General features: G+C 43.5%; 15 protein-coding genes. 4 read left to right on the top strand and 11 right to left on the bottom strand.

The genetic code is table 11. The annotated features are described in order from the left end of the window. Window positions 1-100: 100 nt before the first annotated feature. Window positions 101-1,033, bottom strand: a complete 933-nt coding sequence (locus JNG37_RS07925) for an alpha/beta hydrolase (protein ID WP_222837016.1) — start codon at window positions 1,031-1,033, stop codon at window positions 101-103. A gap of 14 nt (window positions 1,034-1,047) precedes the next feature. Then, the gene (locus tag JNG37_RS10000) at window positions 1,048-1,176 is read right to left on the bottom strand and encodes a hypothetical protein (RefSeq protein ID WP_257211351.1); all 129 of its coding nucleotides are present in this window, start codon (window positions 1,174-1,176) and stop codon (window positions 1,048-1,050) included. A 115-nt stretch (window positions 1,177-1,291) separates the two neighbouring features. Between JNG37_RS10000 and JNG37_RS07920 the strand changes: the two genes are divergently transcribed. Continuing rightward, window positions 1,292-1,756: a TetR/AcrR family transcriptional regulator gene (locus JNG37_RS07920; RefSeq protein WP_158456986.1), complete on the top strand. Its 465-nt coding sequence runs from the start codon at window positions 1,292-1,294 to the stop codon at window positions 1,754-1,756. A 26-nt stretch (window positions 1,757-1,782) separates the two neighbouring features. Here the strand turns inward: JNG37_RS07920 and ftsY are convergent, their stop codons facing one another. From ftsY to rnc, 5 genes are all read right to left on the bottom strand, one after another. Beyond that, the gene (gene ftsY / locus JNG37_RS07915; RefSeq protein WP_158456988.1) at window positions 1,783-3,057 is read right to left on the bottom strand and encodes a signal recognition particle-docking protein FtsY; all 1,275 of its coding nucleotides are present in this window, start codon (window positions 3,055-3,057) and stop codon (window positions 1,783-1,785) included. A gap of 1 nt (window position 3,058) precedes the next feature. Continuing rightward, on the bottom strand, window positions 3,059-3,871 hold the full coding sequence (locus tag JNG37_RS07910; protein WP_158456990.1) for a Cof-type HAD-IIB family hydrolase: 813 nt from the start codon (window positions 3,869-3,871) through the stop codon (window positions 3,059-3,061). Continuing rightward, complete coding sequence (locus JNG37_RS07905; protein WP_158456992.1) at window positions 3,861-4,670, bottom strand: Cof-type HAD-IIB family hydrolase; 810 nt, start codon at window positions 4,668-4,670, stop codon at window positions 3,861-3,863. Before JNG37_RS07905 ends, JNG37_RS07910 begins: the two co-directional genes overlap by 11 nt. A 114-nt stretch (window positions 4,671-4,784) precedes the next feature. Then, complete coding sequence (gene smc, locus JNG37_RS07900; protein ID WP_158456994.1) at window positions 4,785-8,324, bottom strand: chromosome segregation protein SMC; 3,540 nt, start codon at window positions 8,322-8,324, stop codon at window positions 4,785-4,787. Window positions 8,325-8,326: 2 nt separating this feature from the next. Beyond that, on the bottom strand, window positions 8,327-9,013 hold the full coding sequence (gene rnc, locus JNG37_RS07895) for a ribonuclease III (RefSeq protein WP_158456996.1): 687 nt from the start codon (window positions 9,011-9,013) through the stop codon (window positions 8,327-8,329). Window positions 9,014-9,187: 174 nt separating this feature from the next. Between rnc and JNG37_RS07890 the strand changes: the two genes are divergently transcribed. Continuing rightward, entirely contained in the window at window positions 9,188-10,177 is a 990-nt protein-coding gene (locus JNG37_RS07890) for an acyltransferase family protein (RefSeq protein ID WP_158456998.1), read from the top strand. Between the two features lie 191 nt (window positions 10,178-10,368). Here JNG37_RS07890 and JNG37_RS07885 read toward each other — a convergent pair whose 3' ends face one another. Together JNG37_RS07885 and JNG37_RS07880 are read right to left on the bottom strand one after the other, a co-directional pair. Then, window positions 10,369-11,409, bottom strand: coding sequence for an ArsR/SmtB family transcription factor (locus JNG37_RS07885; protein ID WP_158457000.1), 1,041 nt, complete (start codon window positions 11,407-11,409; stop codon window positions 10,369-10,371). A 10-nt stretch (window positions 11,410-11,419) separates the two neighbouring features. Continuing rightward, entirely contained in the window at window positions 11,420-12,688 is a 1,269-nt protein-coding gene (locus JNG37_RS07880; RefSeq protein WP_158457002.1) for an MFS transporter, read from the bottom strand. A 284-nt stretch (window positions 12,689-12,972) separates the two neighbouring features. Between JNG37_RS07880 and JNG37_RS07875 the strand changes: the two genes are divergently transcribed. Beyond that, on the top strand, window positions 12,973-14,460 hold the full coding sequence (locus tag JNG37_RS07875; protein ID WP_158457004.1) for a DUF1846 domain-containing protein: 1,488 nt from the start codon (window positions 12,973-12,975) through the stop codon (window positions 14,458-14,460). Window positions 14,461-14,542: 82 nt separating this feature from the next. Here JNG37_RS07875 and ptsP read toward each other — a convergent pair whose 3' ends face one another. Together ptsP and JNG37_RS07865 are read right to left on the bottom strand one after the other, a co-directional pair. Continuing rightward, window positions 14,543-16,276 carry a phosphoenolpyruvate--protein phosphotransferase gene (gene ptsP / locus JNG37_RS07870; protein WP_158457006.1) on the bottom strand — a complete coding sequence of 578 codons (1,734 nt, stop codon included), beginning with the start codon at window positions 16,274-16,276 and terminating at the stop codon, window positions 14,543-14,545. Window positions 16,277-16,280: 4 nt separating this feature from the next. Next, entirely contained in the window at window positions 16,281-16,544 is a 264-nt protein-coding gene (locus tag JNG37_RS07865) for a phosphocarrier protein HPr (protein ID WP_018378296.1), read from the bottom strand. A 618-nt stretch (window positions 16,545-17,162) separates the two neighbouring features. Between JNG37_RS07865 and nrdH the strand changes: the two genes are divergently transcribed. After that, entirely contained in the window at window positions 17,163-17,381 is a 219-nt protein-coding gene (gene nrdH / locus JNG37_RS07860) for a glutaredoxin-like protein NrdH (RefSeq protein WP_158457008.1), read from the top strand. Window positions 17,382-17,431: the final 50 nt, after the last annotated feature.

The following is a 17,431-nucleotide window of genomic DNA, read 5'->3' as shown; positions in this document are numbered from 1 at the left end:
CGTGGTATTGTGAATAGTGGCATTTACTCACTGTTGCATACAGATAGAAAAAGTCGCTAGTTCTTGTTGAACTAACGACTTTTTGCTTTTATATTTTCAACTAATCAACCGGCATATATTTTGCGAGGTATTCTTCCACCAATTGCATATATTCTTGATTGGCAGCATAATCATTTTGCAGACCGTGACCTGAATGCTCAGCGGTAATAAACTGGTAATCAACACCATTTTCTTTCAAAGCTTCTTCTAATCTCAATGATCCTTTATAGGGCTGTACCTTATCATGCTTGCCATAGATGACCACGCTTGGCACCGTTTCTTCCGTCACCCAATAAACTGCAGAAATTTGGTTGACAATCTCCTTGTAGCTACCATCTGCAATCATTTCCTCTGTAATTTCTTGACCAGACATGGAACTGGTAAGCCCTGCTGCAGCCTCAAGATTAGTATCCGCTCCGTAGATGCCCCAATCCTCCATGTAAAAACTAGACGGTCCAACAGCTCCAAAAGTCAATACTACTGGTACGGGAGCCTCTTTGGCATCTCGATAAGCATAAATCATTGCCAAGGTATGTCCTGCCGAGCCTCCTGCAACTGTCATTTTATCAATGGAGTAACCTTCTTTTTTAGCTGCCTCAATCACATATGGAATACTCTCCTTGATTTCTTGAGCTTGTGATGTTACACTGGCACCATTTGTTTCAGTTGCCAAGGTGTAGTTGATGCCAACCGCTACATATCCTTTGGAAGCCAACCATTGCAAGATCTGTTTGTCATCTTGTTTGTCACCACTTGTAAATCCTCCTGCATGGAGATAGACAACCAGTCCATAAGATTTTTTACTAGTATCAGCAGGCAGATAGAGGTCAAACTTCTGTGCTTCTTCCTCTCCGTAGGACAAATCAGTCACCATTCTCCCCACCTGATCAGACCATTCCACCGAATATTCTTTAGCCCAAGCAGGTTTCAAAAAGTTTTTTGAAGCCACACCCGCAAAAAGAGCTATCACAAAAACCAGAATTCCAAATCCCACAAATTTTCTCCTTCTCATAAAAAATTACCTCCCCAAAGTGTTCCACCTAAGAGTAGGTTAAGAAAAATACGGACCAACAAGCGACCAATTAAAAATCCAACAACTGCGATAATCCCTAAGATAAGCCAACGTTTGATTGTCATTTTTACTCCTTGACATTTCAATTTATTTCATTTAAGATGTAACAAGTGTAACATTTAATTATTTCTTATGCAATAACAATGCAGCCATATGTAACAAATCAAAGGAGTTTGTATCATGTCAGCTAGTCACTATATTCAAGAAGCCTTACTGCAACTCATTCAACAAAAGGAGTATGAAAAAATCACCATAACTGACATTGCAAAACGGGCTGGTATAACTCGAATTAGCTTCTATCGAAATTTTGACAGCAAGGATGCTATATTGGAGCTAGCCTTGAAATCTGCATTCCAAGCCTATCAAGCAGAGCATGGAACTGACCTATCTTTCCCGGCACTGTTTGCCTTTTTTCAGCAGAATAAACACTTGATTGACTGTCTTTTCAAAAGTGGAAAGGAAATTTTAATTGCACAACTCTTAACAGACAAGCAAAGCCTTTCTACATTACCGACTGAGGTTGCCTATTCCTATGCCTTTATCGGCTATTCTATTCTAGGAGCCTGCACAGCTTGGTACCAAAGAGGCATGGTGGACACTGCAGAAGAAATTACAAGAATTATGGACCAGCAAAAAAGTAGCTAACTTCGCAGTTGGCTACTTTTTCTATTCTACACCAATCCTTCCAAGAGGCCACGCATGAACTCTTCGGATTTGAATTCTCCGATGTCATCAATTTTCTCACCGAAACCAATCAGCTTGACTGGAATATCCAGTTCCTGACGGATGGCAAGGACTACACCACCTTTTGCTGTACCGTCTAGCTTGGTCAAGACTAGGCCTGTCAATGGGGTAATTTTCGCAAATTCCTTGGCTTGACTAAGGGCGTTTTGACCTGTGGAGGCGTCCAGTGCTAAGAGGGTTTCATGTGGTGCATCAGGCAGAGTCCGTTTGATAATGCGACCGATTTTTTCCAGCTCTGCCATGAGGTTTTCTTTATTCTGCAAGCGACCTGCTGTGTCAATCATGAGAATATCCACGCCTTCTGCCACGGCACGTTTTACCCCATCAAAGACCACACTGGCTGGGTCTGACTTCTCTGGACCTGTGACCACTGGCACATCGACACGGCGCCCCCATTCGACCAGCTGGGCTACCGCACCCGCACGGAAGGTATCCGCCGCGACCAACATGACCTTCTTACCAGCCTGCTTGTACTTGTAGGCCAACTTACCGATAGAGGTCGTCTTCCCAACGCCGTTGACACCGACAAAGAGCATGACTGTCAAATCATCCTGGAAATTGATCTGCTCGCTGAACTGGCCGTCTTTTTCGTAAATATCCACCAATTTTTCGATGATAACCCGCCGGAGTTCATCTGTCTTCTTAGCTTTCTGTAGCTTGGCTTCATAGCGGAGCTCCTCTGTCAGAGTAGAAGCAACTTGCACACCTACGTCTGACAAAATCAGCATTTCTTCCAACTCTTCGAAAAATTCTTCATCAACCGAACGGAAATTGGCAAAGAATTCATTGAGCCTTGCCCCAAAGCCTGTACGGGTCTTTTTCAAGGTCCGCTGGTACTTGTCCTGCTCACTTTCTTGCTCTACTGGAACAACTTGCTCAACAGGCTCTTCCTTGACCTTGGTTTGAATAGCAGGGTCAAAGCCTTGTTCCTGCGCCTCCTTCACTCGAGCTGCAGCAGCTTCCTTGGCTGCATAATATTGAGCCATCATGTCTAAGGTCCGTTGTTTCTGAGCTTCCTGCTCGGCAGTCAATTCAGGCTTTGCTTCTTCAGACTGGAACTCTTCCATTTCTTGAGTAGCTGACTCAACTTCAGTAGTTACAGTATCTTCGCTTGAAGCCGACTGTTCCGTCTCTACTTCTTCAACAAGAGCAACTTGCTCTTCTTGTTTTTCTTGTCCAAATAATCGATCAAATAATCCCATATTATTCCTCATTCAATACATAGTGCTCGATGGCCCAAGCAATGCCATCTTCATCATTGGTTTTTGGCAGGACAAGGTTGGCCGCAGACTTGATTTCATCAGTCGCATTCGCCATGGCAACACCCAAACCAGCCCATTCAATCATCGAAAGATCATTTCCTTCATCGCCACAAGCCATAACTTCTGACTGGTCAATCCCCAGATGTCCAATCAACTTGGCCAAACCATTTGCCTTATGGACACCTTTTGGACTCCATTCAAGCAAGATATCACGCGATTTGAAAATCTCGAAACGCTCGTGAAGTTCCGCAGGAATTTTTGGAATTTGTCCATCCAAAAAGTCTGCTGCCACAGCTGAAACTGCCTTATTGTAGACAAAATCTTCTGGCAGTTCCTCATCTGTCACAGGGATTTTATTCAAAAGTGGATTGGCTGTTAGATAGAGAGATTCATGGGCAGCAGGTAGCGAATAGACATCGCCACCATAGAGAACATCCAGAGGCAAGTCCAAATCATTTGTCACACGACGGATGGCGCGGACATCTTCAATTGTGAAGCCAACCTTATCCAAAACCCGACCTGTATTTTCCTGGACTAGACCACCGTTAAAGGTAATGGAATACTGGCTTTCACCTAGCAAATCCAATTCTTCTAGAAAACTACCGATAGCTTGCAAGGGCCGTCCTGTTGTCAGAACTACATAAACTCCACACTCACGCGCTGCCTGCAAGGCCTTTTTATTGGCTTCTGAAATCCGTTTGTCCGATGTCAGAAGCGTTCCATCTAAATCCAATGCAATCAACTTAATTGCCATTTACTAATTCCTCCATATAAGCTATGACTGCCTCATCATTGCAATGCCCAATTACCAGATCTGCTTGCGCTTTCACTTCATCAATAGCATTTTCTGTCGCAACCGAATAGGCCGCTAGTTTCAACATTTCCAAGTCATTTTGATTGTCACCAAAGGCAATCAGATGTTCTCCAGTCACGCCTAAGTGCTGGCAGAGGTGAGAAAGTCCGATCCCCTTGTGAACCCCTGACAAGATGATATCAATCGATGTAAAGCCGGTAGTTACCGCAGATAATTGTTGAAAATGTTTGTTGATCCAGTCCTGCGCTTCTACACGAATAGCTTCATCGATGTAAAGATTTAACTTGATAATCTCTTCAGAAATATCTTCAAAGCTCGGCACCAATACAATGTCGTGATAATAGCCAGACAATTCTCTGTATAGCCCCTCTTCAACTTTATCCAACATATAAGAGGCCTTCAAGCCAGACAAGGTAACATACTGCGGATGAACATAACCACTCTTAACCAGCTCATCCACCAAGGCTAGATAAGTCGATGGCTGAATAGGATCATCTAAATAGATGGTTTGATTGCGATAGACAACTACAGCCCCATTTTCAGCAACCAGAGCAATATCCTCTAAAAATTCCTCAAACAACTGTTTGAGACTCGGCAGAGAACGACCGCTAGCCGCTACAAACAAATAGCCCTTTTCCTTAAACTGAGCCAGCAGACTCCGAAAACGACTAGCATCAAATCCATGGTCATTTCGTAAAAATGTCCCATCCATATCCGTTGCAATGATTTTCTTATACATAACAAACAACCTCCGTCCAGTCCTTTTATTATACCATATTTCGCCCTATTTCCCTTTCGTCTAGTCGAATTTCCATCAAGAAAAAACCTGGAAATTTCCAAGTTTTTCTAGTTCTTAATCTGTATAGGCTTCCACATCTTTCAGTTTGACCGACACAATCTTGGACACGCCAGATTCCTGCATAGTCACCCCATACATGGCATCCGCCGCCGCCATAGTCCCTTTTCGGTGGGTCACGACGATAAATTGACTGTCCTTATCAAAGCGATTGAGATAGTCCCCGAAACGCTTGACATTGGCCTCATCCAAGGCTGCCTCCACCTCGTCCAAGATGACAAATGGAATGGTCTTGACGCGGATAATGGAAAATAGCAGAGCGAGGGCCGAAAGGGCTTTTTCGCCACCTGACATGAGGTTGAGCGATTGAATTTTCTTACCCGGAGGCTGAACAGAAATCTCCACACCCGCAGTCAGTATGTCTGGACTGGTCAAAATCAAGTCCGCAGAGCCACCGCCAAACATTTGCTTAAAGGTTGTTTTGAAGCTTTCTCGAATAGCTTCAAAGGTCACTTTAAAGCGTTCCTTAACCTCTCCGTCCATCTCATGAATGGTGTTCAACAGCAAATCACGAGCTGAGAGTATATCGGTCCGTTGCTCCTTGAGGAAAGTCAGGCGGTTATTGACCTCATCATACTGCTCAATGGCATCCAGGTTGACTGGACCCAAGGCACGAATGGACCGCTCCAAATCTTTGACCTGTGCTTCTGCCTGTGCAAGATTATCTACTTCCTTAGCTTGACTGCTGGCCTCTTCAAAGCTCATCTTGTACTGTTCACTGAGATTGGAGAGAAGAGACATCAACTTGTCGCTGGCCTGCTCACAATCTGCTTCAAGTTTGGCTTGCTTGCGAATCAGGTCATCATTCTTTAAACGAGCCTGCTCCAAGCGACCTTCCAAATCTTCAAATTGTCCATCAATATCTTCCAATTCAAACTTGAGACGAATATGTAATTGGCTAGTCTCTATTTGCTTTTGATTGGCTGCTGCTAGTTGTTCCTGCAAGGTTTCCAAACTGCTATCATCCAGGGCTACCGTTTTCTGATTGATGATGTCTTCTAGAAGACCGATTTCTTTTTCAGTAGCTGCTACTTCATCTTGCAAGCGTGTCAGGTCAGTCTGTTCAAAGCCAAGCTGACCAACAAACTGAGTCTGTTCCAATTTCAAGCTGGACAGTTGCCCTTGCAAATTAGACAAGCTTTCTTGTACTGCATCTCGGTTGTTCTTAACTTCTTCGATCTGCTTGTTGAGCTGATCTTTCTTGTCCGCTAAGGCCGACAAGTCTTTCTGGTAACCAGCTTCTAATTCTTTCAATTCTACCAAAATGGTCGGACTGGTTTGACTGATTTGAAGGTCATACAAACTAGTTAATTGCTGCAGTCTCTCCAAGGCTTGCTCGTGACGGAGTCGGATTTCTTGTTCCATCAAGCGAGCTTCCTCTCCTTGGCTCTTAATCTTTTCAAGTTCCAGACGAGCCTGGTCAAGACTGACTTTTTGCGATGACACCTTGTCTTCTTGGGCTTTTAACTGGCTAGATAGCTCTGCTATTTCCCCAAGTAACTGATCCAATTCTGGCTTGACAAAAGTGGTATTGTTATTGCGGCTGCTACCGCCGGCAAAGGCTCCACCTGGTCGAATTTCAGAACCGTCCAAGGCTACCATACGCACTTGGAACTTGGTCGCACGCGCCGCTTGGTTGGCATTGTCAACGGTGTCAAAAATGGCAACAGTTCCCAGTAAGTTTTGAAAAATGTTGCTAAGTCGAGGCTCAAAAGTCACCAAATCACTAGCCAAGCCCAAGAACCCAGTTGCCATCTTCAAGACTGATTCATGATGGCTGGCCAGCTGCCGAGCTTTAATGGTTGTCAAAGGCAAGAAGGTCGCACGTCCCTGCCTTTGTTGTTTAAGAAAAGAGATAGCAGACTTGGCAGTCGCCTCGTCCTCTACGATAATATTTTGACTGGCACCACCAAGAGCAATTTCAAGAGCTGTTTGATAGCGAGTATCAAAGGTCAGGTGTTCACTGACCGCTCCGACAATACCTCCGATAGACTGGGCATTCTGTAAGACAGCCTTAACCCCTGCGTAGAAGTTGGAATGATTTTTCAAAATCGCTTCCAGACTGGCTTGGCGGGCCTGTTTGGTCTTGACCTGATCCAGGAGGTCAAACATGACAGCCTGGTTCTCTTGATAAGTTTGCTCAACCTGCTGTACAGCTTGAGCCTGTTTCTGATAATCTTTCAAGAGCTGACTCAGGCTAGATTCGGCTTGGTTTCTTTCTACTTGATGGCTGGCAACTTCAGCATCAACTGTCTCTTTTTCCGCCTGCAAACGACGGACTTCTTCCGATTTGCTCTCTGTTAGGCGGATCTGGTTGGCAATATCCTGCTCGACTTTGGTCAGGTTGTTGGACAGGTCTGCTTCTTCTTGTAAGAGCGTCACGTATTGCTCACGAAGGTGGTCCAAGACCTGCTCTGGATCTTCAGAGAAATAGGCAATTTCCTTTTCCAATTCAACAATCTGTTGTTTAATCCTTGCCAACTTGCTATTCAAATCGGCAATAACTTCCGTCTTGTCTGCAACCTGCTGGCAGGTCTTGTCCAGCTTCTCTTGCAAGGTCTGTAAGCGGTCTTGGGCTTCTTGCTTACTGGATTCATTCTGACTGGACTCCAGTTTGTGGACTTCGATTTTCCGTTCTAAGTCGCTAATCAGTTTGGTCAAATCCAAGAGAACAGCCTGTTCTCTCTCGATCTGCTCGGTCAGTTGGTGCCGCTTGTGTTTTAATCCCTGGTTTTCCTGTTCCAAGTTGGAGCGGAGCTCGTAATAATTTGCAAGTTCCGACTTGACTGCCTCCAACTCTTCTTGTTTGGACATCAGTTTTTCACGACCAGCAAGAACCTGTGCCACCAAGACATCCAGAAAGAGCTCGCTACGTTGTCCGTCTAACTCCAAGAATCTTTTGGCCGTCTGGGCTTGTTTCTCCAAGGGTTTGACCTGATTATCCAACTCGTAGATGATGTCTTCCAAACGGTCCAAATTATCCTGAGCCTGAGCCAACTTGCTTTCAGTTTCTTTCTTACGGGTCTTGTACTTGAGCACCCCTGCTGCTTCTTCAAAGATCGCTCGACGCTCCTCTGGCTTGGAATTAAAAATGGCCTCCACACGTCCTTGAGAAATAATGGAGAAAGAATCCCGACCCAAGCCGGTATCCATGAATAGATCATGAATATCCCGCAGTCGAACTTTCTTCCCATCAATCAGGTACTCACTATCCCCTGACCGATAGATGTGGCGTTCAACTTTAATTTCCTTAGCCTTATCCGCGATAAATCCGCTAGAATTATCCAAGGTCACCACTACTGAGGCATAGTTAAGAGCCTTACGGCTTTCTGTTCCCGCAAAGATAACATCCGGCATCTTTCCTCCACGCAGGCTTTTTGCAGAGGATTCTCCCAAGGCCCAACGTAGACTTTCAGTAATATTGGATTTACCAGAACCGTTTGGCCCCACCACGGCAGTCACCCCACGGTCAAAGACCACCTTGGTCTTGTCTGCAAAGGATTTGAAACCTTGCATTTCGATTGATTTCAGATACATACTTACCCTCTGGCCTCCACCGCATTTTTGGCAGCAGCCTGTTCCGCTAATTTCTTAGATCGCCCTTTACCACGACCAATCGCCCGTTCATCTACCAAGACTTCTACCTCGAAGACCTTGTCATGAGCAGGACCTGATTCTGAGACAACCTGATAACTGATGGTAATTTCACCATTGACTTGTAGGATTTCCTGCAGGGCAGTCTTGTAGTCCGTTACACGTTCAAAATTGCCTACCTCTAACTGTGGAATCATGACCTGATACAGAAAGGCCTCCACAGTCTTTTCTCCCTTGTCCAATAGCAGAGCCCCCAAGAAAGCCTCAAAAGCATCTCCTAAAATGGTATCCCGATTGCGGCCGCCAGATTTTTCCTCACCTTTGCCCAGTCTGATATAACGATCAAAACCGCAGGCACGAGAAAAGCCAGCTAAGGACTCCTCCCGCACAAATGTTGAACGAAGTTTTGACATTTCCCCTTCTGGATACTCTGGGTATTTCTGATATAGATACTTGGAAATAATCAATTGCAGAACAGCGTCTCCTAAAAATTCCAAGCGTTCGTTGTGTGAAATTTTTAGAAGGCGGTGCTCATTGGCATAAGAAGTATGGGTGAAGGCAGTTTCTAACAAGGCCAAATCACTAAAATCAATCCCAAACTCTGCTGCTAATTTTTCTTGTAAGGTTTGCATCTCTTGCTCCTTTCTAATTACCTGCTTAAACAGGCTATTTCCTATTATACCATATTTTACACTGGACTTCTCCTCTTAACTTAGCTTTCCTCAAGTAGCCTATCTCCCATTCCTGTAAACATTTACATATTCATCAGATTTCGATAAAATGGAAGAAAAAAGAAAAATATTAACATGCAAAATAAGACAAAACCACTCAATACATCCCTGCTCTCCCTCATCCAGTTCATCGGAGCTATTTTAGTCATCGCCCTCCATTGCCGCAGATTATTTGAAGCAGACCCACTCCACTTCATCCAAAAATCAGTCTTTAGCCGCATGGTCGTTCCCTACTTCATGGTCACAGCCAGCTTCTTCCTCCGACGCAACTACCCCAGCCTCTCCAAACAATACCTGATCCGCTACAGCAAACAATACCTGACCTGGTCCATCCTCTACCTCCCCTTCTACCTCATCTACCTAACACTCCAAGAAATCCCCTTCCCCTACTATCCCCTCGCACTCCTAGTCGGACTGACCTACACCGGCACCAGCTACCAACTCTGGTACATGCCCGCCTTCTTTCTAGGTCTTGTCCTCGTTCATTTTTCCTTGGAGAAATGGGGCTGGCGCATCACAGCTTGTCTAGCCTGCCTTCTATATCTTCTAGGCTCAGTCGAAACCTACTCCTCCTACCTGGCAGAATCGATTTTCCTGACCGCATTTGACAGCTACAAAACCTTCTTTTTCACCAGCCGCAACGGCCTCTTCTACGCACCGATTTTTGTCCTGACAGGCTTTTATCTAGCCGACAAACTCAATCAACCCATTTTCCAATACAGACAAAAAAACAAACTACTTGTCTGCATAGCTCTTTTAACTGTTGAGGCTACAATCATCTATCTCAATCAGGGCTACGACAAGAACTTTCTATTTAGCCTGATTCCATTCACAGCCTATCTAGTCGCCTGGACCCTAACCACAGACCTCTTCCGCCAGAAAAAATTCCAATTTCTCAAAGAATACGCCAGCTATTATTATTTTATCCATGTTATCCCAGTCGAAATCAGCTTTTTCTTCCTAGAAACTAGTGCCCTGACCAAAATACAGCAAGGTTGGTTAGTCTTCCTTATCACCATCATCACTTGCCAACTGCTCAGCTGGTTAATCATTAATACTCAATGAAAATCAAAAACAGACTAGCTCCAACAGTCTGGGAATAGACTGTTGGAGGTCGGAAATTAGACGAACTTGGTTCGTGACCGTAAGATGCGGATAGAACTGAGTTCATCAAATCAAGTCAACAACGTCTGATTTTGATTTTCGAAGAGTATAAGCACAAAAGAACCTTGTAAGACTTAACTTACAAGGCTTTTTTACAAATCAAAATCCTCTTTCAACTTGTCAATCACCTGTTGGAGCAGGTCGCGATTAACACTGTATTTGACATTCTTGTCTTTGGCATTAAAGAGAAGCAGGTCGCCGTTAATCAGCTTTTGGGTGTGGAAGGATACCGCTGCCCCTGTAATAGCCAGACGTTCTGCAATATCCTTGCTCTTGGCATGGGGCTTGGTCAGCTCCACCAAGACCTGATAACGCGTGCTATCGCTGATGACTTTAAGAGCCGTTGTCAAATCATCTAGGTCCAACTCGTCATTTGACAACAAAATCTGGTCAATCCGACAGGATGCCAGCAAAGCAACCTTCATAGTGTCAAACTGTTCGTTCCCATAATAAGCAAACCAAAAGCACCATGGACTGAGCACGAAGAATGGGGCGTTTTCCACACCCAGAGTATCCAGGCTGGTCATGGCTAATTGCTTGGACTCTCGATAGAGTTTTTCAATGTCAAACTCTTGTGCAAAGGCTTCACGCTCCGCCCTTGCCTCTTCAAAATAGGACTGGTAGATTGGAAGCATCTTGTCCAAGAGAGCGACAGACCGCTCAACAGTTTCCAAAGGATTGCGGATAGCCAGTGACCAATACCATTTATCAGCTGGCTTTTTACCCGTATTCTCCAAGAGCTCCATGAGGCTGAGTTCCTTCTCTCGATGTCCGTCATTTTCAGACGCCAACATGGTCCGCATAGCCTCTTCGACTTCATCTTGGGACAGCTTTAAAATCAACTGACAAGCTTCTTCAACCGTCTTAGGATCCTGTCCTTGATCCAAGAGGTAGAAATACAAGGTGTGCAAGATTGTAAAGATATGGCCCCAAACAAAGACCTCATTGACTTCCTGACGATAATCCGCCAGCTTTTCCTCTATTTCATCTCGAATTTCCAAAGCATCTTTGAGAATTTCTCTTTCTTTCTGTGACAAATCCGCCTCAAACGGCTCCTCACGTTCCGTGACAATTAAAGGAATAAAGAATTTTTCGACAATCTCGCTTCTATAATCTCGGTAATCTAATTTCATAGTTTTCTTTCTAAGTATTCACTAATGACTTTTCAGGTTTAGATCCTGTAAGAACAGTATAGCCCAAGAGTCCCACAGAAAGCAAGAGGAAGATAAGGGAGATGCTTGTAGCAGACAAAAGTGTCACCATCAGAGCTACCAAGGCTTGACCTGCAAGCATCCCAATATTAAATATGGTCCCCATTCCTGCATTGATTGTCGCCAATTTATCCTCTGGTAGTTCATTCATTATCAGGGCATACAATTTTGGATTGATAATACCAGCCGTCATGGTATTGAGTAAGATAACTACCATTACAATATAGATATTATGAAAGTAAAATCCGACAAACAGCATGACCGACAAACCTGTACAAAATTTGAGCAGGTTGGACAAGCTGATATGTTTGAAGAAAGCCATGCCTAAACTAGAGCCAAGGATGTAACCAACAGAAAAGAGATTAAAGACCAAGGCAAGAGTTATGCCAGAATTGACAATCATGAAGCCTGAAAACTCCTTCATAGCCACGATAACCAAGGGAGGTACGGCACTGCCAACCGTATTGATACCCGCAATGGTCAGAATAGAAGTCTTTAGTACAGGGATATTTTGAATGGCTTGATAAGATTCTTTGAGGCTCTGACCGATTCCTTTGATAAGTCCTGCTTCTTTTTCGGTTTGTTCAACTTCTTGGATAGGATTTTCTTTCAGCAATTTAGCAAAAGCTGGACGCAAACCTGCCATAATCGCAAGGCTGACCAAGAAAGTCCCAGCATTGAAAAAGGCAAGATGCTGGTAAGACATATAACCGATGAGAATGGCACCGCTGGATCGAAAGACAATCATCAAGATACCGCCCACGGTGTTCTTAAAAGCCATGGCTGTTTCACGGTCTTCTGCCTCCAAGACCCGCAGGCTAAGTGGCATATAAAGCCCGTTTTCATACTGACCAGCCAAGTCAGACAGGAAATTCACCATACAAACGACTGCTACAATCCAGAGTGCTGGTGTAAATCCCATTAGTAAACCAACAAGTGCATATAAACCGAAACGTACAACTAAGGTAGCTAGAATGGTATCCAATTTGTTTTTTGTCCGATCAGCCCAGATTCCCATAAAAAGTCCCGACAAGATTGGCAGAGTTTCAGAAACCGTAATCATAGCCAGAGCAAACTTGGTATCTGGTAGAAACAGGACATAGTTCATAAGAGCTAGATAGTAAAGCGTGTCTCCAAAGTTGGAAATTACATCTGCCAGGTAGCTTGATATGAACAATTTATTGTTGAACAGCTTTTTCATAAACATCTCCTTAAATAAAAATTAAATATTTACTTAATAATATTTTATACTTTATTTTAATTATGTCAATACTTAATTCCATAAAAGTTAAATATTTTTTAAACACTTATTTAATTTTGTTCTATCTGACTTTTTCTTGACAAGATTAGCACAGTTTGTTATAGTATTGTTCGGGCACCTCTTTTGAGAGGGCGGAGAAAAGGCTCCCTAGTTTTAGGGAGCTATTTTTGTTTTTTTCAGACAAGCTTGGACCCAATTTAATGATTATATGGAGGAATTTTTGTATGAAGCAGATTGCATTTGATTCAAATAAGTATTTGAACCTACAACGTGATCATATTTTAGAGCGTATTGCCCAGTTTGAAGGCAAGCTCTATATGGAATTTGGCGGAAAAATGTTGGAAGATTTCCACGCAGCCCGTGTTTTACCAGGCTATGAACCAGATAATAAAATCAAACTCCTCCAAGAGTTGAAAGACCAAGTAGAAATTGTCATCGCCATCAATGCCAGCAATATCGAACATTCTAAGGCACGTGGCGACTTGGGTATCTCTTATGACCAAGAAGTCTTCCGTTTGATTGATACTTTCAATGATATTGATATTTATGTTGGTTCTGTCGTCATTACCCAATACCGCAACCAACCAGCCGCAGATGCCTTCCGCAAGCAATTGGAAAAACATGGTATCAAGTCCTATCTCCACTACCCAATCAAGGGTTATCCTTCTGATATCGACCACATCATCTCACCAGAAGGTATGGGCAAGAACGATTATATCGAAACTAGTCGCAATCTCGTCGTTGTCACCGCACCTGGACCTGGTTCAGGTAAATTAGCGACTTGTATCTCCCAACTTTACCACGACCAACTGCACGGCGTAACATCAGGCTATGCTAAGTTTGAAACCTTCCCAGTGTGGAACTTACCACTCCACCATCCCGTTAACTTGGCCTATGAAGCAGCAACTGCCGACCTTGACGACCTCAACATGATTGACCCCTTCCACCTGCAAACCTACGGCAAAACCGCGGTCAACTACAACCGTGACATCGAAGTCTTCCCTGTCCTCAACCGTACCTTTGAACGTATTTTGAACAAATCACCATACGCCTCACCTACGGACATGGGCGTCAACATGGTGGGCTACTCCATCGTAGACGAAGAGGCTGCTATCGAAGCATCTAAGCAAGAAATCATCCGTCGCTACTACCAAACCTTGGTTGATTTCAAGGCAGAGCGGGTTAGCGAGCAAGCAGTTAAAAAGATTGAACTCCTCATGAATGAAGTCGGTGTGACACCAGCAGATCGTAAGGTCGTTATCGCTGCACGCGAAAAAGCAGAGCTGACAACTAGCCCTGCCCTAGCTATTCAGTTGCCAAATGGAGAGATGGTAACAGGTAAGACATCCGACCTCCTCAAACCAACTGCAACTGTTCTTCTCAATGCTATCAAGCAAATCGCTAACATCGATGATGAAACACTTCTTATCGAACCAAACTACATCCGCCCAATTCAAGAATTGAAGGCAGATTATCTGGATAAGACAAATACACGACTCGATGCAAGTGAGATTCTTAACGCCCTTGCCATCACGGCACAAGATAGCCCTCTTGCTGCACGTGCCATGAAAGAATTGGGGCAATTAAATGGTAGCGAAGCCCATTCGACTGTTATCCTATCCGATGAAGATAAGAGCGTCCTCCGTAAATTAGGCATCAATCTTACCTTTGACCCTATCTACCAACACAACAAGTTTTATCAGAAAAACTAAGCACTCAAGAAGACTTGCTCCGACAAGTCTTTTTGTGAACAGTAAAAAAAGCAAGGATTCAATCCCTGCTTTTTTTCAATGATTAGTCGAAATCAACATACTCTTTTTGAAGTTCAAGAACTTCTTCTGCCGTAGCACATTCTGTCAAGGCACGGTGAGCATATTCTTCCATCTTAGCTGTATCAAGCGTCTTCATGAGGCTACGTGTACGAAGTACAGATGTTGCACTCATAGAGAACTCATCCAAGCCCATACCTACAAGAAGTGGAACAGCTTGTTGATCACCAGCCATCTCACCACACATACCAGCCCATTTGCCTTCTGCGTGTGCAGCCTTGATAACGTTGTTGATCAAGCGAAGAATTGATGGGTTATATGGTTGGTAGAGGTATGAAACTTGTTCGTTCATACGGTCTGCTGCCATAGTGTACTGGATAAGGTCGTTTGTACCAATTGAGAAGAAGTCAACTTCTTTAGCGAATTGGTCTGCAATCATTGCTGCTGCAGGGATTTCAATCATGATACCAACTTGGATATCATCTGCAACTGCTACACCTTCAGCCAACAAGTTTGCTTTTTCTTCTTCAAGGATTGCTTTTGCTGCACGGAATTCAGTCAACAAGGCAACCATTGGGAACATGATGCGAAGTTTACCATGTACAGATGAACGAAGAAGGGCACGCAACTGAGTACGGAACATTTGGTTACCAGTCTCAGAGATAGAGATACGAAGGGCACGGAAACCAAGGAATGGGTTCATTTCGTGTGGAAGATCGAAGTAAGGAAGCTCCTTATCACCACCGATATCCATTGTACGAACCACAACAGGCTTGCCGTTCATACCTTCAAGAACAGCCTTGTAAGCTTCGTATTGCTCATCTTCAGTTGGGAAGTCTTGTGAGTCCATGTACAAGAACTCTGTACGGTAAAGACCAACAGCTTCTGCACCGTTATCATTTACACCTTCAACGTCTTTTGGTGTACCGATGTTTGCTGCCAATTCAAAGTGTTTGCCGTCAGCTGTAACTGTTTGAGCATCTTTCAAAAGAGCCCATTCAGCTTTTTGTTTAGCATAGGCTTCACCAGCTGCCTTAAATTCTGCAATCACTTCTTCAGAAGGGTTGATGACTACATCACCAGTAATACCGTTAACAGCGAGGACATCGCCATCTTTAACGATTTCAGTAATGTTATTTGTACCCAAAACAGCAGCAATTTCAAGTGTACGAGCCATGATAGCTGAGTGGCTTGTACGTCCGCCGATGTTGGTTACAAAGGCTTTTACAAACTGTTTGTTCAACTGTGCCGTATCTGAAGGTGTCAAGTCATGCGCAATAACGATTGACTCTTCGTTGATAGCAGATGGGTTTGGAAGGCGAACACCAAGAAGGTTAGCCAAGACACGCTTGGTTACGTCGCGAATGTCTGCCGCACGCTCTTGCATGTATGGGTTGTCATCCATACCTTCAAAGATAGCGATAAACATATCCGTTACTTCTTTCAAACCAGTTTCTGCATTTGTTTTCTTGGCACGGATTGTTTCTTTGATCTGACCAACCATTTCTGGGTCAGCAAGAACCATCAAATGCGCATCAAATACAGCTGCGGCTTCTTCACCAAGGCTTGCTACTGCGTTCTCACGAATAAGAGAAAGCTCGTTTTGTGATGCTTCAAGAGCTGCATCCAAACGAGCTTCTTCTGCATTTGTATCTTCAACTGTAACAGTTTCAAATGACAAATCTGGCTGAACGAGTAGATATGCCTTAGCAACGGCAACACCGTCAGATGCTGCAATTCCTTTAAGCATTTCTGTCATATTCTTATGCCAATCCTTCTTTGTCCATTGTTTCAGTGATTGCTGCGATTGCGTCGTCAGCATCAGCACCTTCAGCAGTGATTGTTACGTCAGCACCTTGGCCAACACCAAGACTCATAACACCCATGATAGACTTAAGGTTTACAGACTTGTCTTTGTAGTTCAAAGTGATGTCTGAAGCGAATTTGCTAGCTGTTTGAACAAGCAAAGTTGCTGGACGAGCGTGAATACCAGTTTCTGCCACAATGTGGAAATCTTTTGAAGCCATATTTGGATTCTCCTTTATTTTATCAAAAATTGTAGGTTACCGAATGATAACCCTTACAAGGAGCATTATACCACTTTTTGAAATCATTTTCAAGATTTTTTTGTCCACTTTCAGATTTTCAACTGATAAAAATTGGGAAAAGTTAATCAAGAAACTCAATCGCTTCAATTAAATAATCTACAAATTCGGATGTGGTTTTTGCCTTCACCTGAGAAGGTTGAGCCAGGTCAATCGTAATGACTTTACTAGAAAATGCACATTCAAGCGCCTGCACAATTTCATCTGCTGCTTCTTTCCAACCGATACTAGAGTTTCAGGAAATCGAATCTTCTCAACTCCCATTTAAGACAATTGTTGATAAAAAGTCGTTTTTCATACCCTACTCCTTTCAGTTTTTCATACTCTAAAAGATAGACAGGCTTGTTTTTGACCATTTTCCCCTCTGCTGAGCGTTTTCTTCCTTGTTTTACACAATATCTTGTATAAGAAAATGTTTGTGAACACAATATTTAGTTATACATTCAAGCTTAGACCTTGACTTTAAACACAAAATCTTGTATCCTAGACTGGTAACAAAATTGGGATTTTTTATTTCCCCAAGAACAAAGGAGAACGTGAATGGTCACTATCTATTCAAAAAATGATTGTGTACAATGCAAAATGAGCAAGAAATTTCTTGACCAACACAATGTAGCCTATACTGAAATCAACCTAGATGAGCAACCAGAATACATCGAACATGTGAAAAGCCTTGGTTTTTCATCTGCTCCTGTCATCGAAACAGAAACAGAAAGTTTTTCAGGTTTCCAACCTACAAAATTAAAAGCATTGGTCTAAGCCTATGTTGATTGGAAGAGGCTTGTTAGCCCTACTTCCTTTTTCATTTT

This window comes from Streptococcus suis (genome assembly GCF_016775005.1).
GTDB lineage: Bacteria > Bacillota > Bacilli > Lactobacillales > Streptococcaceae > Streptococcus > Streptococcus suivaginalis.
Note: the sequence above shows the minus strand (reverse complement) of the source record. Positions and strands in the feature narration are given on the sequence as shown.